Source organism: Thermoactinomyces sp. CICC 10523, assembly GCF_016055105.1.
Lineage (GTDB): Bacteria > Bacillota > Bacilli > Thermoactinomycetales > Thermoactinomycetaceae > Thermoactinomyces_A > Thermoactinomyces_A daqus.
In genome coordinates this window covers 220899-242931 of sequence record NZ_JAECVX010000003.1, presented here as the reverse complement: position 1 = coordinate 242931, position 22033 = coordinate 220899, and the positions used below count along the sequence as shown (strand labels likewise).

Sequence of the window (22033 nt, the reverse complement as noted above, 5' to 3'; positions counted from 1 at the left end):
GCGGTGTTTCGTCATAAGTTGCGAATCGGCTTGTTCCTGATCCTGGCCGCATCGATTTTGTTATGTGCCTTCTCCGTATGGAAAGCCCGTGGCGATGCCTCTCAGTCCAATGATCTGCCTCCGGCTGGCCACGCGGGCTGGCACAAACATTCAGGCCACCGGATGCATCAGGCGCACCCGGGCCAAAAGATTCCCGCCAGTCATCCGATGTGGAGAAACGGTGGCAATCCATCACCGGACGGAAAACATTTTTTTGGCAACTTTCGCGGGGCGAATTCCGATTCAACGGAAAGAACTTGTGTTTTTCTTTACAGCCTTTTGTTTCTCGGCGCTTTTGCCTTTGCTTGCGATCGTGTTTTCCGCAAAAAGGGAAAGGTTGCGCCTCAGCAGCAGAAGGCCTTTTTGTGGAGCTTGTTGGGAGCCGGCTTGTGCTTGAGGGTGGCTCTCGCTCCATGGGTCGGGGGGCAATCGTTTGATCTCAATCTCTTCAAAAGTTGGGCCTTGGCCGCAGCCGAAAACTTCAGTGGATTTTATCTTCATGGTTCCAGCGATTACCCACCCTTGTACATTTACATTTTGTATCTGGTTGGCAAGGCAGTCTCGCTTCCGGCGTTGGGTTCCTATTTTACCCTGTTGATCAAGCTGCCGTCCATCGCGGCCGATTTGCTCACCGCTGCTCTCCTTTACCGGCTGGCCGCCAAGCATCTTTCGGTGGAGACCGGCCTTCTGCTGTCGGCGTTTTATCTTTTTAGTCCGGCAGTATTCATCAACTCCACTTTTTGGGGGCAGGTCGATTCCTTCTTCACATGGGTTGTAGTCGTGGCGGTATGGTTGCTGACGGAGAAAAGGGTGTACGGCTCGGCAGCGCTTTTTGCCGCAGCCGTCCTGATGAAACCGCAAGGGATCATCTTTTTGCCTGTTCTGTTATTTGAGCTGGTGCGGCTGAAGAGTGTCAAGCGTTTTTTCATTGCCGCATTTACTGCATTGGCCACGGCTCTGGTCATCATCCTGCCCTTTTCCTTCCGGCAAAGTCCGCTTTGGATTGTCAAACTGTTCGCCGGGACCATCGGGGAATATCCGTATGCCTCAGTCAATGCTTATAACTTCTTCAGTCTGATCGGGGCCAATTACAAGCCGGATACAACCGTGATGTTGTTTTTCAGTTACTATACCTGGGGGATGATTTTCATTGTCCTCATTACCCTTTTCACCGGGTTTCTCTATTACAGAGGACGCAGCGCCAAGCATGCTTTCCTGGCGGCGCTGATTCAGATTGCCGGTGTCTTCACCTTTTCCGTCAGTATGCATGAAAGGTATCTGTTCCCCGCAGTGGCCCTGTCCTTGCTGGCATTTATCTTTCTTAAGGACAAAAGGTTGCTTTGGCTGTCCGTCGGATTGAGTGCCACCAGTTTTATCAACACCGCCACCGTTTTGTACGGCATGACCCGCGGAGGAGTCCCTTATAATGTTCCCATGTTTCTCACCTCGCTTCTAAATGTTGTTCTCTTCATTTTCCTGGCGAAGGCAGGCTGGGATCTGGCAGCGGGAACGAACAAGAAAGAGGATGCTTTGCGCACAAAATGAGGATCTTCATTTTCTCTGATCCATTGCGGCCTTCGTCTGAGATCGAATCGGACACCGCTTTGAGGCACTTGAAATAAAATCCTCAGCAAAAAACGCCGAAAACGCTATTTTAAGGAAGCGATTCGGCGTTTAAATACATCGCTTCTTCACCGTTATTTGCATACTCCGGACAGACTGCCAGCCATCTTCACATCCTTTTGCCATGCTTTCTCTCTCCCTTGATTTTCGGGTGGTGCATACTATTTGCTTCATGCTGAGTGAAACAAGTTTTGAGCTTTGGACAACTTTGTGTGATTCCGCGGCACCGGACTTTTCCTCCTGCATTCAATCGTCCTGTAGTCTCCTCACAGGCAGGGGGATGGTGCCTGAGATCATCCTCGCCCTTGATCTGCGGGGAAATAGGGTTAAGATAGAAGTATGTACTGCGGATGTTGGGTGAGAGGATGTTACGATGAGCAAAACAGTGGTATTGGCAGAAAAGCCCTCCGTGGGCAGAGATATAGCGAAAGTGCTGGGTTGTCACAAACAGGGAAATGGCTATATGGAAGGGGATCAATATGTGGTGACGTGGGCGTTCGGCCATCTGGTCACGTTGGCAGACCCGGAAGCCTATGGAGAGAAATACAAGACCTGGCGGTTGGAAGACCTGCCTCTTCTCCCGGACCGTATGAAGCTGGTGGTGATCAAAAAGACGGCCCGGCAGTTCCAGCAGGTGAAAAATTTGATGTCACGACCGGATGTGAAGCGGATCGTCATCGCCACCGACGCCGGACGCGAAGGGGAGCTGGTGGCCCGATGGATCATCGAAAAAGCCAGGATCAAGAAGCCGGTGAAGCGCCTCTGGATTTCCTCGGTGACGGACAAAGCGATCAAGGAAGGATTTCGGCAGCTGCGAGACGGCAAACAGTACGAAAACTTGTATGCCTCAGCCGTGGCGCGGGCGGAAGCCGACTGGATGGTGGGCATCAACGCGTCGCGGGCTTTGACGTGCAAACATAATGCCAGCCTTTCCTGCGGCCGGGTGCAAACGCCCACCCTGGCGATGATTGCTGCAAGGGAAGAGGAGATCCGGAATTTTCAGCCGAGAGCCTTCTACGGGTTGGAGGCGGTCACGGCCAATGGCCTGAAGTTGGTCTGGCAGGACGGCAAAACCAAAGACTGGCGAAGTTTTGCCAAAGAGAAATGCGAGCGTCTACTTTCCCGGTTAACGGGGCAAGAAGCGATCGTCACCGAAGTGAAAAAGGCGAAGAAAAAAAGCTATGCACCCCCGCTCTATGATTTGACGGAATTACAGCGGGAGGCAAACCAGCGCTTCGGTTTTTCCGCGAAAGAAACACTGTCCGTCCTGCAAGGGTTGTATGAAAATCATAAGGTGTTGACTTATCCGCGAACCGATTCCCGTTATCTTTCCACCGATATCGTCAACACTCTGAAGGACCGTCTGGAGGCTTGCGGGGTCGGCCCGTACCGCAAGCTGGCCCACCAGGCTTCCCGATCGCTGAAGCCAAACAAACGCTTCGTGGATAACAGCAAGGTTTCCGACCATCATGCGATTATTCCGACCGAAGAACCGGTCTTTTTGGACAAACTGAGCGCCAAGGAGAAAAAGATTTACGACCTCGTCGTCAAACGTTTCCTTGCCGTGATGTTTCCACCCTTTGAGTATGAGCAGACCACCGTTCAGACAAATATCGGCGGCGAGACCTTCATTGCCCGCGGAAAAGTGATCCGGGCGCAGGGATGGAAACAAGTTTACGGTGACCAGTGGCAGGAGGAGGAGCAAACCGAAGGGATGCCGGAGCAGATTCTGCCCGAAATCAAGGAAGGAGATCGCCTGGCGATCCGGTCTGTCAAATTGACCCGGGGAGAGACCAAACCGCCGGAACCGTTCACGGAAGGAAGCTTGATCGCCGCTATGGAGAATCCCGGAAAATATATGGGAAATCAGCGGAAAGATTTGCTCAGGACGCTGGGGGAAACGGGCGGGCTGGGAACGGTGGCTACCCGCGCGGACATTATTGAGAAGCTGTTTGACAGTTTCCTGATCGAGAAGAAAGGCAAGCATATTGCCATCACATCCAAGGGAAAACAGCTGCTCGACCTGGTTCCTGAGGAGCTGAAGTCGCCCGCTTTGACCGCCGAATGGGAGCAGAAACTGGGCGCCATTGCCAAAGGGAAATTAAACAAGGAATCCTTCCTTGCCGAAATGAGAGAATATGCGCAGGCGGTTGTCCGGGAGATCAAAGAGAGCGAAAAAAACTTTAAACACGATAACCTCACAACCAGCCGCTGCCCTGATTGCGGCAAACGGCTGTTGGAAGTCAGCAGCAAAAAAGGGAGAATGCTCGTTTGCCAGGATCGCGCTTGCGGTTACCGCAAAGGAATTGCCCGCGTGACCAATGCGCGCTGTCCGGAATGCCGGAAAAAGCTGGAGCTGCGCGGAGAAGGGGATGGGCGGATTTTTGTGTGTGCTTGCGGCTACCGCGAAAAATACGCTTCCTTCCAGGAACGCAAAAGCAAGGAAAAAAAGAGCATGGTTTCGCGAAAAGAGATTTCCAGGTATCTGAAACAGCAGGAACGGCAGCAGGATGAGGGAAATCCCGCGTTGAAAGAAGCATTGGCCAAATGGTTTCAGCAGAATGAGTGAAGAATTTATGCCTTCTCAAGTGATCGCTTGGGAAGGCATTTTTTTAAGACAAAAAGATTTACAAACGTCTGTTCGTATGGTATCATAATTTTGACAACAAGAATTCACAAAAAGGAGAGCGAAGATGGCCAAAATAACAGAGAGAAGCACCAAGGCAACCATTTTGGCAGCACTTCGGGAAGCGGAAAAAAGAATCGCTGAACTGGAAAAAGGGAAACTGGACCCTGAAAGTGAAACTCAGGCGAAAAAAACGGCAGAAACCATCAAAAAAGCGGACAATCTCATGGAAGAGAACATCGACGTCAAAATTATGGACTTGTCCAAATCGGTCACCCGATTGCTGAGTAAAATCAGCGAGGACATTCTCGAGCAGACGCAAAACCTGAAAACGGTAAAAGAAGCCATTTCCATGAAAGAAGCTGAATTGAAGGAACTGTACGGGATTGAAAAACAGGCCCATACCCTGGCTGCACTGGTCAACGCCCATCAGGAACTGAAGTTGTCGCAAGAAAAAGAGTTGGCCGAAGAGAAAGAAAAAGCTTCCTCCGAACTGGCCGAGATCCTCAAACAAATCGAAACAGCTCGCAAAGAGCATGAATCGCTCCTCAAGGAACAAAAAGAGAAACTGGCGCAATTGAAAAAAAGGGAAGAAGAAGAGTTTAAATACGAGTTCGCCAGACATAAAAAACAAGCGCACGACCAACTGGAAGACGAATTGGCCAGCAAGCGGAAAACGTTTGAAGCGGAATTGGAAAAAAGGAAAAAAGAGTTGGATACATATAAGAAATCGCTCGACGAGCGCGAAGAAAAAATTCAAAAACGGGAAGAAAAAATGGAGGAGCTGGAAGCTGAAGTAGCCTCCATCCCAGACAAAATCGCCCAAGTGAAAAAAGAGGCCAAGGAAAAGGCAGATGCGGAAATGAAGAAAGTCTTGGCCATTCGCGAAGCGGCGTTCAAAAAAGAAGTGGAAGCGGACAAACGGATTCTGGAAAAGGAACGGGACAACCTCAAAAATCAATTGCAAATGGCCAACGAAACGATCGCCACATTGCAGGCGAAGCTGGATGAAGCATACAAACGAATTCAGGAGATGGGGATTCAGATGGTGTCCAGCTCCAATGAATCCAAAACCTTTGATAAAATCGCAGCTTTGGTGTCGGAGAAAAACAGCAAATAAGTTTGGAAGAAAGAGGGAGTTCAAGGCTTCCTCTTTTTTTGTCCCCCTTCTTCATTGATACATGGAGAAGATGATCTTTTCTTCCCTGTCCGACAAATCAAACTTGATATGTTTAATCTTGTCTTCATCCAAAGGTTCTTTTTGAATCGGGATCCTGTATTTCAGCAGTTGATGATAAACCCGGTTCAGTCCGTTTACATCCGTGGCTAATACACTTCTCATGCCCACTGTGCACATTTCCCCGTCATGAAAGTGAAGATCAAAATAGACATGGGGATGTCCCTTGTCCAGGGATGTGTCCAGAACGGCATACTTGATGTCATTCCATCGATAGGCTTTTCCGTCCAATACGATTCGATCCTCCTTCAGATACGGACCATCGGCAAATGTAGAGTGGTAGTAAAACACAAGCAACAGGATGAAGACAAGGCAACCGATACAAAATTTACGCGCCTTCAGCAGGGAGCCGATAAATGTAAGTACAATGGTCAAGCCGATGAATATGATCGGAATCACATCGGGTTCGTAAATCCAAATGTGGTTTTTCGGGGCGTAAGTGAGCTTCGGCCAGGCGTATAAACCGGCTCCGACCCCGAGCGCCAGGAGGAAGACCAGAATCGCTTTTAAATTCGTCAGATCCTCTTTTTCAGGTGGATCGCTGTTCATGTGTGTCATTTTTTAGATCCTCCCATAACTTATTTACAAATTTCGAAATCGCTTTTTGCAAGGAGGAAAACCCTTTTTTCAAACAGCCCCTTTTGTTTTGTCAACAATTTGGCATAAGTGAATGAGGAAATTTAGGCTTCGATATAAGACTCCTTTTCACATTTGTTAATCAAACAATCAAGTTCTCCTGCTTTTCTTTATTCATTTCTATTAAAAAATCCTGGTTGTTTCAAGGATGAGTGATGTGAGTCCAAACGCAATAAAGCAGTAACATCAGGGAGGTTTGTGATCCTTCTTTAATATTTTGGAAAAATAACCGGACCTTTTCTGGACAAGTGTAACCGGTGTTCCTGTAGTTTATGGTCCAATTTGTGACAAGTGGAGCGATCCTGATCCCCTTCTGTCATGCATCGGTCTCTCAATCCTGTCCAATGATCCGGCAGCCTTTTTAACTTAATCTTCTTGCCTTCCTGGTCACCAAGCGATATAATGCAGTTAAATCATGAACAAATAATAATTTTGTTCATATGTTCATAAAAAGGGGATAAACCATAAGAGAGGAATGACCATGCGCGGATTCAGTGAAGCGGAAAAAGAACAAATCAGACAAAAACTGTTCGAAGTGGGGTGTGAGCTCTTCGGGACCTATGGCCTGAAAAAAACGGGTATCCGGGAAATCGCCCGGGCGGTGGGGATTTCACAGGGGGCTTTTTATCTTTTCTTCCCTTCCAAAGAGGCATTATACTTCGCCATCCTTGAGCGAGAAGAGGAGAAGATCAAAACCAGGCTCTTGGAAACAGCGATGAAAGAGGAGTCAAGTGGTTTTGAACGAGTGAAAAACCTGCTTTTGGAAGGATTGAAACTAGTTTATGAAAACAAGATTGTTCGCCGTCTCTACATGGAAAAGGAATATATGCCAAAATTCCCCCTTGAATTGTTGGAAAATCACAACAAACGGGATCTGTACGATTTGACGCCGCTGGTGGATGCGTGGGCACGGGAAGGAATCATCCGCCCGGAAAAGCCGGAATTGATCGCGGGGATGATTCGCGCGTTTTTCCTTCTTCCCATCCACCAGCGGGAAATCGGGAAGGACGTATTTTCCGAGACGATGGAAAAACTGGCGGAAAGCATCGCCTTATATCTGACCACCGGTGCAGAGAAAGGGGAGGCGCATCGTGATTGAAGTAAAGGGGCTCACTTACCGCTACCCAGGCACGGAAAAAACGGCACTCCGCGATGTGTCGTTCACCGTTTCCCGCGGGGAAATCTTCGGCTTCCTCGGCCCTTCCGGGGTGGGCAAAAGCACTTTGCAAAAGGTGATGATCGGCATTCTGAAAGATTATGCTGGCAGTGTAAAAGTGGAAGGGCAAGAGCTGCGCGAAACGGGTGCGGAATACCTTGAAAAGATCGGAGTGGCGTTTGAGACGCCCTATTTCTACCACAAATTCACCGCACTCGAAAACTTGCGTTTTTTTTCTTCCCTCTATCGAAATAAAACGCTTTCCCCGGTGGATTTGCTGAAACAAGTGGGCTTATCGGACGCTGTCCATCAACGCGTATCCAGCTTTTCCAAAGGGATGAAAACACGGCTCAATGTCTGCCGCGCTTTTCTGCATGATCCGGAATTGGTATTCCTGGATGAGCCGACATCCGGCTTGGATCCGGTCAGCACGGAAGCGGTAAAAAAGTTGATATTGGAGAAGAAAGCAGAGGGGAAAACCATTCTCCTCACCACCCACCATATGGCCATCGCTGAAGAACTGTGCGACCGAGTAGCCTTAATCGTGGACGGGAAGATCGCGTTAATTGATGCGCCGCGGGTGATGAAACTGAAGTACGGGCGCAAAATGGTGCGCGTCGAATACCGAGACGGGGATCGATTGCTGGCGCGGGAGTTTCCGCTGTCGGGTCTTGCCCAAAATGACGCCTTTCTCCGCCTGCTGTCCCATGACGGTTTGGAGACCATCCACACCCAAGAAACTACGCTTGAACGAATTTTTATCGCCGTCACGGGGAGGAAGTTGGCATGAGGTGGTCAAAGGCCTTGATCCAAGACGTTCGCTTCCAGTGGCGCCATGGTTTCTATGCCGTTTATGCCATCATCAGCACGCTGTATATCCTTTTCCTGCGCTTCGTTCCGGAAAAATACCAAGAAGATTTGACCATCACTATTTTGTATAGCGATCCTTCTTTTTTGGGGTTTTATTTCGTCGGAGGAATTGTGCTGTTGGAAAAAGTGCAAAAGATTTTGCAGCCGTTGTGGGTGACGCCGCTCCGCTTGTCAGAATATTTAAGCGCGAAATTGGTTTCACTGGCGTTTCTCTCCAGCTTGTCCAGTATGACCATTGCGATGGGGGTTCACGGCTTCAGCGGAAAAAGCCTTCTCATGGTCATTGGCATTTTCTTCAGTTCCATCTGTTTCACCTGCTGGGGCATGATACTGGTTGTGCATGTACAGACAATCAACGCTTTTCTTGTAGGTTCACAAGTTTTTTTGCTCCCGATCGCTCTCCCTCTGCTGGGATATTGGGGATTGGCGGGCGGGTTGTGGGCCGATATCTGGCCGGGAAGCGCCGCTTTCAGCCTCCTGGAATGGGCCCTGTCCAAGCCTTTCGTTTCTTTTCCGCTGCGTGATTTTCTTCTGCTCATCGCGTGGTGTGCAGTTTCATTCTATGGGGCGAAACGCTCGCTATTTCAAGCATTCACAAAAGAATGGGGAGGGGTGCGGGCATGACCCGATGGCTGTATCTTATTCTCGGGGATGTGCGGCGGTTGCGACATGATTGGGTTTTGCTGATGTCGTTCGCCTCCCCTCTTTTTCTCTTGATCTTCGTTTGGGTCGTCCTTCCTTGGATGGAATGGGGTGTTCAGCACGTATTCCATTTCTCCATCCGGCCCCATTTGGATTTCATTATGAGTTTTCTCGCACTCGTCACTCCGATGACGATCGGAATGCTGGCCGGTTTCCTGTTGCTGGATGACCGCGATGAGGGCATGTTGTTGGTGTTGGCGGTCACTCCAATGACGAAGAGGGGATATCTGGTGTATCGATTGGTTTTACCCGTTTTACTTGGTTTTTTCTTCACGGGGGCCTTCATTCTGCTCGCAAACCTTGTCCAATTCGATTCCGCACGTTTGCTTCCCTCCCTCTTGATGTTGTCATTGGAAGCGCCGCTCGCCACATTGTTCCTGGGCGCCTGGGCGCAAAACAAAGTGGAGGGGTTGGCCATTTCCAAGTTGATGGGGCTTTCCTTTTTTGGGCCCGTCGCCGTGTGTTTTCTCCCGCCGCAGTGGCAATGGGCTGCGTGGTGGCTCCCCACTTACTGGGCCTCTGCAGCTTTTTTATCGGGATTGCCTGCGGGACAGCATTTTTTTGTTGCGCACGGGATGGGATTCGTGATCCATGGTTTGTGGATGTGGGTGGCTTATCGGATGTTCATTCGTCGAGTGGAATAGATTGGCCGGAAACTGTGAGGCGACTTAAGTAGTTCTCCGATTTGAGAATCGATAGCAGAATAAAATCCTTCAAATGGTCGATGGTTTGTTTCTCCAAAGGTGATAGATGATTTGACTATAAAGAAAAAAGCTGCCCTTTTGTCGGGGGCAGTTTTAATGATCCCGGGGAACAGCGGTGCTTCATAACCAGGGGCGAAAATAATGCCTGAGCAGTTACTGTGTCGGCAGATTTACATTCGTTCTTCACTAATCAACAGCTTTGCTCAACCCTTTTTCTGAAGGTGTCGTGTGGCGATGATTAAACCTGATGGTTTCCGGCATCCGCCCCGGGGTATATTCCTGATTTATGCATGGCGGGGATCATGACGGGAATGACGCCGATCAAGAGGTTGATGATGACCGGGCATTTTCCCTGATCGTGTCCGTCAATTCCTTAAAGCTTTTGCCGCTGACATCATCGGGGAAGTTCGTTTCCCCTTCCATCTGGATGTTAATCTCTTTTCCGTTTGCTTTCACCATCTGGGGACTGAACGCTTCCGGCTGTTTCAACACAGCTTGATCCTGATCGTTGAACTTGATTTCATAGTTGGCAAATGAGCCGGAGTAGGTGTTTTCCATATAGGGGTATTTGTCCAGAAAAAGAATGTATTTTATACCCGTTTCCGGCTTGAGAAAAGTGGAATTGGGGACATGGATATCCAATGGCTGGCCATTCTCATCCTTCAGTTCCTTTATCTCCTGGCTGTAAACTTTATGAATCAGGATGGACTCGTTCGTGATCGTCCCTTTTAAGACCTGATCCACTTTGAATTCGTATACCTTGGCTTCATCGTAGACATCTTTGGCCGGTTCGGCAGGGTTTTGCACGTCCCTCGCCGCATTCACGGATGTTACGTATTTTATATAATGACCAACTACAATGAATGGGGCCTTCTCTGTCATATCTTTCAGATCTTTGGCGACGATCAGGTCGTCAGCACCGATGTGAATGGTGGGAACCCCTGTTGCCGGTAAATTCGAACAGCCGGAAAGTGAAAGAAGACTGATCATCACAACAACCGCCAAAATGATCCTTTTTTTCATTTCAAGTCCTCCGTGATTGATCAAAATAATCTTTAATCTTCGGACGTTTTTACTGCGGATTATGTTTCAGCTAATAGAGATTATTCACCCCGTTGATATCGTCCGTTTGCGGGGTGTACATGGAATAGCGATTCCGGCTGGTGTTCATGATGGCGGGATTATTGGTATGGGCCAGTCCCAGGATGTGCCCCAGTTCATGGTTTGCCGTGCTGCGGGCAGGAGTAAATTCATGCGTGAGCGAATAATATCGGTTAATCTTGGATACCCAGGAAGTGACACAGCCGAGCAAGTTAGTATACCAAATCGAGTTTCCGTACTTCCCGTCTTTTTCGCTGTATGTGTCCAATGCGCCCGAAGCATCGGAACCGCCATTGACATAGCGACGGGCATTTTGACTGTTGTTCCAGTCCGTCAAAGCTTGTTGAAATGCATTTTGGAAGACCGCCTCGCCGTTCAGGAGTGTTCCCCCCCAGCGCCATTCCACATAGTAGTTACACTGTTCGGAACCTGTATAGCTGTAAGCGAAACCATTCAGCGGAAAAAGGATGAGGGTCAACATCAGCATCACAAGTCCAGGAGAGAATCTTTTTCTTTTCATTTCTTACCTCCTGAAATTCTATGCGATATATAATTTGTAATAATTTAATTATAACAATAATTATGCAAAATTAAAAATCATTTATTCAGAAGAGTGTGTTTCTGATATTTGTGGACGGCGACTAGACACGAAAAACTTTCTTGTTTTTCGGCATTTTCTTCTCCAACGTTTTTGCAAAAATGCCGGCAAAAAATTTTTGGGTTCCAGAGCAAACCGTGTAATTTCAGAAGAAAACAGTGTAAATTGTCAAAAAGAAAAAATATTGACAAATATGTTAACGAACAGGAATTTACCGAATTTGGGTTGAATACCAGTATATAGAACGGGAGGTGGCATGAGTGATTGTAGCATTTTTGCACTTGGTTGCTGGATTGCTTGTTATTCTGTAAGTTGGAACTGGAAAATTCAGAATTAACTCATAGAACGGGAGGTCATCAGGATGATCGTAGCACTTTTGCACTTGTTTGCCGGCTTGGCCGTTATCCTGTAGATTGAAAATTGGAAATTGCGATACAAAAGCTCCTCGAAAGCTCCTCATTTGCGAGGAGCTTTTGTGTTGGATCCGGGTTGTATTGGACAGGGACCGAGATGCTGAATTGCCGGGTTAGTTGATCACCATTCGCTTCAGCCGGGAGATGATGTTTAAACTGAAAAACAGCAGGATCAATAAATAGACCAGAAGCGCGACATTCGCCCGGAACCCGTCGCTCATGGCGAAACTGTCGTAAACGCCGTGAAAAAAAGCGGGAATGGCAAAGGCAGCGGAGAGCCGGCTCCGTCCCATTTTGGCCCGGGAGAAATAATAGCCCATGATGATGCCAAAAAACATATGCCCGGGAATGGCTGTAACTGAGCGCAAAAAAGCAGTGGCCAGGCCGTAACTGGACACGTACAGTATATTTTCCACCATGGCAAACCCGAGCGAGACGGCCACAGCATAAACAACGCCGTCAATCGGTTCGTCAAATTCACGATGGCGGTAGATTCCTTTATAGAAAAAAAGCGCTTTTAATAGTTCTTCCACCGCACCCGCCACGAAGAACGCCGTCAGCAAAATGCCAACCAGGCTTTGCGGATTGGGGCTTAACGCTTTGGTGATCAGCAGATGCCGTTCGATCAAAGCGGCAGGCAGCGGCACAAGGGCTCCCATTACAAATAAGCGCAACACATGCCGTTTCGGCTCCGGATGGAGTTGATCCCACTTGTAGATCCAGATCATCAACAAGACGGCGGGAATGACAGCGCTAAACAACAGGATGAACAAGCCAACACCTCCTGACGGGGATGATGTGGATGAAACGGTAAAAGGGGGGATTAAACCTGACAGTATCTGTGATGGTTTTGTAAATCATGCAAAATCAACGGTAGTATGCCCGATTTTGCCGTTGCCATTTCCTGCATGATGCGGATCAACATCAAGTCGGTTAAATCGTTGAGTTCCGGGTCCGGGGAAGATCCGATGACTTGAACCATTAAAAAAACCGCTTTCCCGGTAATCGCGGAAAAGCGGTTTTTTCTGGTCAGTCGCAGGAATATTCCATGGCCAGAGCGTTGCTGACCTGGCCGTATTCGGAAGCATGCGGCCTGTCATCGCCGTCCGAATATCCGTAATCAAGCATGCGGTTGCGATTGAGGCAGAGTTTGGTGAACTTGGGTTTGAGCAGATCAAACAGCTCATACCGCTCTTTCCAGTCCGGAAAACGGTTCTGGTAGCGGATGATCGTGTCCCGGACCATGCCCCAGAATTTTGCTTCCGGGAACTGATGATGGATTTCGAGCAGATCGGACAGATAGCGGAAATGGCAGATAAACAAACCGGTGAAAATAAATTGGCAGAGTCCTTCCGGCGGCTCGCTGCGCAATACCTCTTTAAAGTCTGCCGGCAGATCCGACAATTCCGGGAGCGGATGGCGGCTGACATTGACATCATCGACAAAATCTTTCACGGCCAGGCGACGGGGAGCGGAATCTTTCAGCACGAGAATCGTATTTTGCCCGTGAGGGGAGAAGACAACCCCATAACGATACAAATAATGGAGCAGGGGAGGAAGGAGGACAGAGAATAAGCGATTCAACCACTCCTCCAGGGTTAATCCCGACTGCTTCACGAGGGAGGAAACGTAGGGATTGCCTTTCCCGTCCACATAAAGGAGCGAAGCGAGCGTGACCGGTTTTTCATCTTCCTCTACATACGAATAGATGCTTTCGCGCCAAATCGCGCCCAGTAATTCCAGGTATTGATAAGGAGCTCCGGTCAGTTTGGAAAAATAGGGATGATCATAGTTTAAGCTGGCGATTTCCCCGGGCAGGATCATCCGGCATTCCTCTTTTAAAAACCGGTCTTTCTCCCAGATTCCTTTGATGTATTCCGTGATCTTGGGGGCGAGAACGGTTCGTTCTCCCGGAAGACCACGGTAGACGAGCGTATTCAGAATGCTCATCGGCAATTTGAGATGATGCCGCCGCTTATGGCTGATATTGACAAAGGTGCGGATCGACTGTTGGGGCAGATACCGGTCTTCTCCTTCTCCGAGAAAGATGATCGAGCGGTTGGCCAACTCTTCACCGAATAACGGGACGATATAATGATTCCACTGCCAGTCGTGAACCGGCATGAAGAAGTATTCCTGGGGATCGGTTCCCTGCTCTGCCAGCTGCCGTTGAAACCGGGCAAATTGTTCACCGAGCTCTTGTTTCAGCAAATCCTCATGGCTCAGGCCGGATACGGCGTGAAATTCCGCCTTTTGACGGTGGACGGCGATCCAGGAAAGCCGGACGGGCCGCTTTTGTTCAGGTGCATAGGCAAGGTAATCATCATAGCCGAACCCGATGCGTCCTTTGTTATAGGTAATCCAGGGATGGCCTTCCATTTCTCCTTCCAATTCCGCGTAATCGAGTGTGGTCACGTCGGCTTTTTGATCTTGTTTTTTATGGAGGAGATGAGCGTCTGCCATCAAGGTGTGATTGTATTCGCGAATCAGATGTCCGGTGGTCTCAGGCGACATGCCGACCGTATCCTGTATGTCGAGCAGAAACTGAATCGGACTCACTGCCGGATGGATTGCATCCGCTTCATGCCGCATGATGCTGCCGGAATCGACACGGTAACTGCCAAAGGGGCGTTCTTTTGCGGAAAAGGTGTAGGTCACCCCGTTTTTCAGGGAGAGGCGGTAGGTGCCGAACTCTCCCGCCTGCTCAATCAATTCCGGCGAAATGATTTCTTCATACATAAATTCGGAGATCATCTTGGTCAGCAGATTGCGTGAGACGATTTCCCAGGATTTCGGATTGAATACCGAGGGTACGATTGTGGTTTGATCTTTCATGCGAGACACTCCTTCCGCATTGGCCAGTGAAAGTTTGTTCTTGTCAGGGGCGGTGCTTTCACAATCCTCATGAGTTTGCCAAAGCCTTCATCCCCGGGTCGTGCTGAAAAGAGATGAATCTTTTCTGTCAGAGAGGACGGGAGCATCCGGCTCAGGAGACCGGAGCCCGAACTGTTGGAACACGTTTTTGCGGAAAACGGGATAAACGGTTTGTCCCGTCAAAGTATTGATGATCACGGAATTGCGATGAGCTCCCAGCCCGAGATCCGGAGCGCCGACTCCGTGGGTGTGCAGTTCGCCGTTTTGCACAAAAATGGCACAATCCGTTTTTTCCGTCAGCTCCAATCGATAATCCGCTTTTACCACATATCTTCCCTGATCATCCCAGCAAAGCAGGGGATGGAGAGCGGAGAGGCATCCGGGGATTTGGCGGGTGTAGCCCGTTGCCAGGATCACCACTTCGCTTTCGTGCTGAAACCGTTGATCCTGTTCCCGGTGCAGGCAGCTTAACTGATATCTGCGTTTTCCCCCGCCGGACACAGGCGTGATTTCCTGCACTTCCGTTTGGGCGAGCAGGCGAACCGGAGGCGATTCTCCGGCGACAGTCCGTTCGTAGAGCAAATCATAGAGATCGGCAATCGTCTTGGCACTGATGCCTTTATACAGCAAATCCTGCTTACGAAGGCGGCTGTCCCGTTTCGCCTGCGGCAGCGAATAAAAATATTCCGTGTAATCGGGCGAAAAATGCTCCAATCCCAGCTTGGAGTATTCCATGGGAAAAAAGCCGTCCGACCGGGTAAGCCAATCCAGCCGGTATCCATGGTCTTTCTGTTCCTGTAAAAGGGTGTAAAAAATCTCCGCGGCACTCTGGCCCGACCCGATCACCGTGATGGACGAGGCCTGTCGGCAACGATCAAGCCGGTTCAAAAATTCGCCGGAATGAAAAACATCGTCCCCGGGCAGATTATGCAGGTCAGGCGGGATATGGGGAACGCTGCCCACTCCCAAAACCAGATTTTTCGCCCGGTATTCCGACTGCTGACTGGTGCTTCTTTCCGTCACTTTGACACGAAAGTGATCATGCGGCTCCGCCTTGACCCATTCGATCGAGGTAACTTCAGAGCCGAAGCGACAGGAAGGCAGCTGCCCGGCCACCCATCGGCAATAGTGATTGTATTCACGGCGCGGAATGTGGAACCGCTCCAAAAAGTAAAACTGGTACAAGCGATTCTGCTCTTTCAGGTAGTTTAGAAAGCTGTATGGGCTTGTCGGATCAGCCATGGTCACCAAATCGGCCATAAAGGGAACTTGCAGGGTGGTTCCTTCGATCAACAACCCGGGATGCCAGTTGAAGGAAGGCTTTCGCTCAAAAAAGACGGCCTTCACTTCGGGCACTTTGGTTATCATGGCCGCCAGCCCCAGGTTAAAAGGGCCGATTCCAACACCGATCAGATCGAACAACGGATGTTCATGAACGCGCGGCATCCTCCCACCTCCTGAAAAACGATTCCCGGTAACAATACATGAGCAAGGCGCGTTTATCCGGGAGATCGATCTCTTTTTGCCTTTCAAATCCGCATTTTTGAAAAATGTGGATCATCTTTTCATTCCGGAAATCCGGTTCGGCTATCACTTTTTCTGTTTTTTCGCATTGGAATAATCGGGATATGATCGTTCTTAATAATGGCAAGGCATATCCTTTGCCCAAAAAGGAAGGCGGACCGATCAGCAGGTGCACTCCCTGATCCCAGGGATGCACATCATAGTGTTTGCCGACAATATCATCTTTGGCCCAGTATGTTTCCCAGTAACTCATGGGAACACCGTCCAAATAACCGATTCTGAGCGTTTGGTGCGGATCGCGCAAAGACTTGTGCAAATGTTCCTTGTATTTTGTGAACGGAATATTCAGGTTCCAAAAGGGAATCACATGCGGTTGATGCATCCAGACAAAGAGCATGTTCAGGTCATGTTCAAAAGAGACCTTGCGAAATGAGATGGTTTTGTTGATTGAGGAATCATATTGTTCAAATTCCGGCTGAAGACTCATGACGTTTTTCCACCACCTTCGACAGCGGATTAGCGATTTGTACGTAAACTGATTGGCTTTCCAGCGGCCCCGCCAATTCGTCCATTTCATAAAAACGGGTGAGCAGATTTGCCTTGCAGGAGAGTTTTTCATTGTGCAACAAATTGTCAAGCAAGGTGGAAGGCCGGCGGTTCCACGGCAGAAAACGGCTTAATTCATGCTTCAGTTCGTTTAACAATTCCTGTTCTCCGATCAGACTGGATGCTCCGAAGACGTTGATCAGCCCGAATAAATGATTGATGAAAAAGTAGTAACAAAATCTCTCATCGGCGACGGCATCGGCGCACACCGTCTCGCTTTTTTTTCTGATTCCGGGCAAAATCCGCTTGAGTGCAGGATAGGTGGATTCACAGTAGTAGTAACCCTGATTGTCCCGGTAGAAAAATTGATGCGGATATCCTTGATAAAGCCGGATGAGGCTGTTTTGCTGGTGTGCTTCCAAAGCGATGCCGTAACGGAGATAGAGCCACATCAACGGCCGCAGTGAAAGATTTAAGTAGCGGCGGAACCAGTCGAGGCTGACTTCCCGATTGGTTCGTTTTTCTTTTTCGGCCAGTTCTGAGATGATGTTGAAAAGCCTTGTTTTCCCACCCTTGATTGGATCCTGGACCAGTCCGGCGATCAGCGTGACATTCTCATCCGCACCGGCGGTAAACGGATTTTCGCGAAGGCATACTTCAAAACCGGACTCTTTGCTGCCCGGGATCGCGAGGGTGATATAAGCCGGGTCCTGGATTATTTGGAACCGGGGGAATTGTTCCGCCAGTTCTTTGCCGATCCTGCTCTGCAAGATGCGTGAGACCTCCACTCCGCGTTCCAGCTCCTTCCGCTGGTTCAGCCGCAGGGAGTTGGTGATTTTGATATGGAGTGAGCATTTCAGCATAAAGCGGGCCTGCGGATGATAGAGAGTGCGAAGTGACGAGGTGGGGGAATAAGCTCTTCCCATGACTCCCAAATCTTCAATCAGGCCTTGCCGGAGCAATTTTTGCACCTCCGGGCGGCGGAGCAAATGCTCTGCCTGAAAAGGATGAAGCGGCAAGATCGCGTAATCGTCCTCTTGCAAGCAGGTGTTTTTAAAGGTTTCGTCCAGCTCCGGGTCGTTTTGCAGCTCTTCCTTGATCAATTGTGTCGCCGTTTGGGGCAGGGCGGAATCCTCTTTGACGATCGAACGGTGGGCACGGAAATAATGAAGGGGAAACTTCCCTTTTTGTTCCGGAGAATAGAGTGCCTGGTCAAGTTCGGAGAGGCCCTGCCGGCTTTTCGGTGTCGGATGCAGCAAATGGCCGAAGATCAATGACTGCTCTGCATCCAAAAAGGAAAATTGCGGTTCATACAGCTCATGCGCGTCCGCCTGGCGGGAAGCGATGAACGATTTGATGTTGTCAGAGCTTTGCAAGGCACGGTAAACAAGCTCACTCTGACCGCCGGTTGCATTCCGGAAAATGGCCAGTTCTTTGGTTACCAGTGCTGCCAGCGTCACCAGATCCAGTTGGTGGGAAGCACCGTTTGCGGTTGTGTAATAGAGCGGGAAGTGGAAAAGATGGCGGCCGGTCAACGACCAATATTTTACGGGAGCGATGATGTTAAACCCATGATGCGGGAGGGGACAGATGATCAATTGATCAGACGGGCACTCGGCGAAAAGCGAGCGATAGGGGCTTTGCTCCTTTTTTACCAGCTCATATCTTCCCGTCTCCCTCAGATAACAGTTTAAAAATGCTTCGATACTGGCTTGTTCTGCAGTTTTGTCGGGCATGGCGATCGTTCTCCTTTCCTCAGTTCCAGCAGCGAGCCGGTTCGTTTGACTTCCTCCAAAATGAACTTGACATCGTCGAGGGTGGTGCGCGGATTGAGCAAAGTCAGCTTTAAACAGTGCATGCCGTCCACCTTCGTTTGCGCGATCACGGCTTTTCCCTCCCATAACAGGGAACGGCGAATTTCGCGATTGAGTTTGTTTTGCCTGCTCTGCTCCGCTTCATTTCCGATGTAGCGAAAAACAACGGCGTTCAGGGCCGGCTCCCGATTGATGCATTCCAGCTTCGAATCTTGGGCGATCAGGTTTGCTGTTTGCTGCGCCAATTCGATCGTATGGTTAATCATTCTGGCAAAGGCGGCACGGCCGATGGTCTGCATCGAAATAAACAGTTTGAGTGCATCAAACCGCCTGGTCGTCGAAAGCGATTTGCCCACGAGATTCGGGATGCCCTGATCTTCATCTTCCTCCGGATTCAAGTAATCCGCATTTGACTTGATCAGTTCAAAATGGCGGCCGTTTTTCGTAAGAAAGGCCCCGCAACTGATTGGCTGGTAAAAGAGTTTGTGAAAATCGACGGACATGGAGTCGGCGTGTTCAATCCCGTCCAGCTTGCTTCGATGTTGATCACTCAGCATCACTGTTCCGCCGTAAGCGGCATCGACATGCAACCAGAGGCCGTATTGCTTTGCTCTGTCGGCTAAAGCGGGCAACGGATCAATTGCGCCGAAATCAGTGGAGCCGGCCGTAGCGACCACGGCAAACGGGAGCAATCCCACGAAACGGAGTCTGGCCAGTTTTTGGTCCAGATCGTCGAGGCACAGGCGCTGGTGTTCATCCGTTTCGATGCTGACAACCGCTTTTTCCCCCAATCCCAGCAGGGCAGCTGATTTTTGCACTGTAAAGTGGGCCGTTTTGGCGCACAGGATGCGCATCCGCTCCGCTTCCGGGGGCAGTCCGTCCTTTTGCACATTCCGGCCGAACTGCTCCTTGATGTACCAGTCCCTTGCCAACAGCAGACCCAGCAAATTGGACTGGGTGCCACCGCTGGTAAAAACTCCGTCCGCCTGGCCGGTGTAGCCGAACAGCCGGCACAGCCATTTGACCAGCTTTTCTTCCAGCAAGGTGGCAGCACCGCTTTGATCCCATGAATCCATCGATTGATTGGCGGCACTGATGATCGCCTCCGCCGCAAGGGAAGGGATCAGCGGCGGACAGTGAAGATGGGCGGCACAAGCCGGATGATGGACCGCGAGCAAATTTTTCAGAATGACCTCTCCTGTTTCCTCCAAAACTTCAAGCAAATCACGGCCATGTTCCGGGCAGGGCTCCAGGTCACCGATCCGGTTGGAAAGCTCTTGGACTGAGCGCCCGCTGAAGGGTTGCCGTGCATTGGCAAACTGTTCCAACAGGATCTTTTCCGCATTGGAGATCGCCAACCGGTATTCCCGCGCCGATTGCCGAGATCCATTGAGAAACAACCGCTCTGTATCTGTTTTTGCTTTCTCGTGCATCCTCTGTTTTTTCCTCCTGTTCAATCGGCCATTTTCTTCTCGGCCGCTTGCACGGCTTCGGCAAAAACGGCGGAGATATGCTCCACTTGTTCCCCGGTAATGATCAATGGCGGCAAAAAGCGGACAACGCTGCCATGTCTGCCGCCCAACTCCAGGATTAATCCTCTGTTGAAGGATTCCCGCTGAATTTGCCGGGCCAGTTCGGGATAGGCCGGGTAGCTTCCCAGAGAATCGGGTTCGCGCTGCGTGTTGACAATTTCCACTCCGATCATCAAGCCTCTGCCGCGCACATCCCCGATGCAGGTCGACTCGTTTTGAATCGACTTCAGTCGGGACATCAGCCGTTCTCCCATTTGTGCGGCATTCACCTCCAGGCGGTTGTCGCGGATAAAGCGGATGGTGGCGATGCCGGCTGCCATGGCCATTTGGTTACCCCGGAATGTTCCCGTATGAGCACCAGGAGACCATTGATCCAGAGATTGATCGTAGACCACAACGGCCAGGGGCAGGGAACCGCCGATCGCTTTGGACAAAACGAGCACATCCGGAATAATGCCGGCATGTTCAAAGGCGAATAATTTGCCGGTGCGGCCAAATCCGGTTTGGACTTCATCGACGATAAGCGGAACTTTGTGCTCCCGGGTGATTGAGCGAACGCTTTGCACCCAATTGTCCGGCGCGGGAATGACGCCGCCTTCGCCCTGCACGATTTCCATAATCATGCCCGCGGGAGGGGCGATTCCGCTTTCCGGATCGTTCAGCACGCGTTTGATGTAATGGATGCCCGTCTGTTCACCGAGTGTCCCGCCGAGGTTAAACGGACAGCGGTAGGCATAGGGATAGGGGAGAAAATGGACATCGGGCATCAGATTGGCGATCGGTTGTTTTGGTGCGAGATTGCCGGTCAGGCTGAGCGCACCGTGCGTCATGCCGTGAAAAGCACCGTGAAAAGAGAAGAGGGTTCGCCGTCCGGTTGCCGTTTTAACCAGCTTGATCGCCGCTTCCACCGCATCCGCACCGGATGGGCTGCAAAACTGGACTTTTGCGCGCGAAGCGAATGATTTCGGCAGGCTGGCAAACAACTCTTCGATGAACTCGTCTTTCACTGGAGTGGTCAAATCGAGTGTATGTAAAGGGAGCCGGCTGTCGAGCACTTGCCTGATCGCTTCGATGACAACGGGGTGATTATGCCCCAATGCCAGGGTTCCGGCACCTGACAAGCAGTCATAATAAACTTTTCCTTCCACATCTTTGACAAAAATGCCATTGGCTTCTTTGATGGCGATCGGAATCCGCCGGGGATAGGAGCGGGCATTTGATTCCCGCCGCTCCTGATTGGCGAGATAGTGGTCATTGCGCAGGACCAGACTCTGATTCAAGATGATCCCTCCAATTGATAATGATAATCATTATCATTTATTTGAGATCAATATACCATTGAGCCGGATGAAAGTAAAGGGGGAGTTCGGAAAAAATGAAGATGAAAATCATTATCAATGAAAGTCAGGCCATGACAGCCCGGGAGAAGGGTGCGGCCTTGGTGCTAATCCCCCCGGATCGTCAATAACTCGGACAGCGGAGTGCGGCGTTTTGGTTTTGGGGCTTGATCAAAATATCCCATCAGAAGGAGACCAACCAGTTTCTCGCCCGGCTTGAGCCCCAGTTTCTCCGGGTAAGCCCGCCCCAGATCTGTGCCGTAATAACTTTTCCATACCATGCCAAGCCCTTTCTCCCAGGCGAGAAGTTGAATATTTTGAATCAGGGCCGCAGTCGCGCAGAGATCATCTTCCCATTGCTGTCGTTCTTCGCTTTCCTCCATGATGACGAATAAATAGATGGGGACGGTGCGCAAGTACGTTTCAAATGCTTTTAAAGTCGGAGCAGGCAGATGGGAGTAAACTTTCATGGATAATGCGATAATTTCCTCCCTGCGATTTCCGTGCACCAGCAGGAAGCGCCATGGCTCTTTTTCCTTGTGAAAGGGGGCCCAATTGGCAGTTTCCAAAATCTCCTTCATCACATCCAGCGGAACCGGATCAGGGCGGAACTGGCGTACGGTCCGCCGCTCCCGAATCACTTCGGTCAACGAACGAAGAGTGATTGATTTACTCATGTTTTGCCTCCCAGCGATCATGAA

At 50.1% G+C, this 22033-nt stretch carries 18 protein-coding genes; 7 read left to right on the top strand and 11 right to left on the bottom strand.

The features are described 5' to 3' along the window. Positions 1–3: 3 nt before the first annotated feature. The 3 genes from I8U19_RS06265 to I8U19_RS06255 all read left to right on the top strand — a co-directional run bounded on the left by I8U19_RS06265 (position 4) and on the right by I8U19_RS06255 (position 5408). Positions 4–1584 carry a glycosyltransferase family 39 protein gene (locus tag I8U19_RS06265; RefSeq protein ID WP_198055469.1) on the top strand — a complete coding sequence of 527 codons (1581 nt, stop codon included), beginning with the start codon at positions 4–6 and terminating at the stop codon, positions 1582–1584. Between the two features lie 451 nt (positions 1585–2035). After that, positions 2036–4231, top strand: a complete 2196-nt coding sequence (locus I8U19_RS06260) for a DNA topoisomerase III (protein WP_198055468.1) — start codon at positions 2036–2038, stop codon at positions 4229–4231. 124 nt (positions 4232–4355) lie between these two features. Next, the gene (locus tag I8U19_RS06255) at positions 4356–5408 is read left to right on the top strand and encodes a hypothetical protein (RefSeq protein WP_198055467.1); all 1053 of its coding nucleotides are present in this window, start codon (positions 4356–4358) and stop codon (positions 5406–5408) included. 51 nt (positions 5409–5459) lie between these two features. On the opposite strand, the gene I8U19_RS06250 is transcribed toward I8U19_RS06255, so the two are convergent. Further along, positions 5460–6083, bottom strand: a complete 624-nt coding sequence (locus I8U19_RS06250; RefSeq protein WP_033101025.1) for a hypothetical protein — start codon at positions 6081–6083, stop codon at positions 5460–5462. 559 nt (positions 6084–6642) lie between these two features. Here I8U19_RS06250 and I8U19_RS06245 point away from each other — a divergent pair. From I8U19_RS06245 to I8U19_RS06230, 4 genes are read left to right on the top strand one after another with little or no spacing between them, the layout of a single operon-like run. Further along, a complete protein-coding gene (locus tag I8U19_RS06245; RefSeq protein ID WP_198055466.1) occupies positions 6643–7260 on the top strand; it encodes a TetR/AcrR family transcriptional regulator in 618 nt (205 codons plus the stop codon). After that, positions 7253–8107, top strand: coding sequence for an ABC transporter ATP-binding protein (locus I8U19_RS06240; protein WP_033101027.1), 855 nt, complete (start codon positions 7253–7255; stop codon positions 8105–8107). Before I8U19_RS06245 ends, I8U19_RS06240 begins: the two co-directional genes overlap by 8 nt. Then, positions 8104–8811 (top strand): fluoroquinolone export ABC transporter permease subunit, encoded by a 708-nt coding sequence (locus I8U19_RS06235; RefSeq protein ID WP_198055465.1) that lies wholly within the window; start codon positions 8104–8106, stop codon positions 8809–8811. The genes I8U19_RS06240 and I8U19_RS06235 overlap by 4 nt, the downstream gene beginning before the upstream one ends. Continuing rightward, a complete protein-coding gene (locus tag I8U19_RS06230; protein WP_033101028.1) occupies positions 8808–9533 on the top strand; it encodes a hypothetical protein in 726 nt (241 codons plus the stop codon). Before I8U19_RS06235 ends, I8U19_RS06230 begins: the two co-directional genes overlap by 4 nt. A gap of 381 nt (positions 9534–9914) precedes the next feature. On the opposite strand, the gene I8U19_RS06225 is transcribed toward I8U19_RS06230, so the two are convergent. The 10 genes from I8U19_RS06225 to I8U19_RS06180 form a co-directional block, all read right to left on the bottom strand. After that, positions 9915–10616, bottom strand: a complete 702-nt coding sequence (locus tag I8U19_RS06225; protein ID WP_033101029.1) for a hypothetical protein — start codon at positions 10614–10616, stop codon at positions 9915–9917. Positions 10617–10686: 70 nt separating this feature from the next. After that, complete coding sequence (locus tag I8U19_RS06220) at positions 10687–11214, bottom strand: matrixin family metalloprotease (protein ID WP_052154191.1); 528 nt, start codon at positions 11212–11214, stop codon at positions 10687–10689. 604 nt (positions 11215–11818) lie between these two features. Then, positions 11819–12478, bottom strand: coding sequence for a PrsW family glutamic-type intramembrane protease (locus tag I8U19_RS06215; protein WP_033101030.1), 660 nt, complete (start codon positions 12476–12478; stop codon positions 11819–11821). 256 nt (positions 12479–12734) lie between these two features. Next, positions 12735–14540, bottom strand: coding sequence for an IucA/IucC family protein (locus tag I8U19_RS06210; protein WP_198055464.1), 1806 nt, complete (start codon positions 14538–14540; stop codon positions 12735–12737). 87 nt (positions 14541–14627) lie between these two features. Next, complete coding sequence (locus I8U19_RS06205) at positions 14628–16025, bottom strand: lysine N(6)-hydroxylase/L-ornithine N(5)-oxygenase family protein (protein ID WP_198055463.1); 1398 nt, start codon at positions 16023–16025, stop codon at positions 14628–14630. Beyond that, positions 16009–16590 (bottom strand): GNAT family N-acetyltransferase, encoded by a 582-nt coding sequence (locus I8U19_RS06200; RefSeq protein WP_052154193.1) that lies wholly within the window; start codon positions 16588–16590, stop codon positions 16009–16011. Before I8U19_RS06200 ends, I8U19_RS06205 begins: the two co-directional genes overlap by 17 nt. Further along, a complete protein-coding gene (locus I8U19_RS06195; RefSeq protein ID WP_198055462.1) occupies positions 16568–18385 on the bottom strand; it encodes an IucA/IucC family protein in 1818 nt (605 codons plus the stop codon). Before I8U19_RS06195 ends, I8U19_RS06200 begins: the two co-directional genes overlap by 23 nt. Then, positions 18340–19896: a pyridoxal phosphate-dependent decarboxylase family protein gene (locus I8U19_RS06190; RefSeq protein WP_198055461.1), complete on the bottom strand. Its 1557-nt coding sequence runs from the start codon at positions 19894–19896 to the stop codon at positions 18340–18342. Before I8U19_RS06190 ends, I8U19_RS06195 begins: the two co-directional genes overlap by 46 nt. A gap of 20 nt (positions 19897–19916) precedes the next feature. Then, positions 19917–21275 (bottom strand): aspartate aminotransferase family protein, encoded by a 1359-nt coding sequence (locus tag I8U19_RS06185; protein ID WP_198055460.1) that lies wholly within the window; start codon positions 21273–21275, stop codon positions 19917–19919. Positions 21276–21439: 164 nt separating this feature from the next. Continuing rightward, positions 21440–22009 carry a nitroreductase family protein gene (locus I8U19_RS06180; protein ID WP_198055459.1) on the bottom strand — a complete coding sequence of 190 codons (570 nt, stop codon included), beginning with the start codon at positions 22007–22009 and terminating at the stop codon, positions 21440–21442. Positions 22010–22033: the final 24 nt, after the last annotated feature.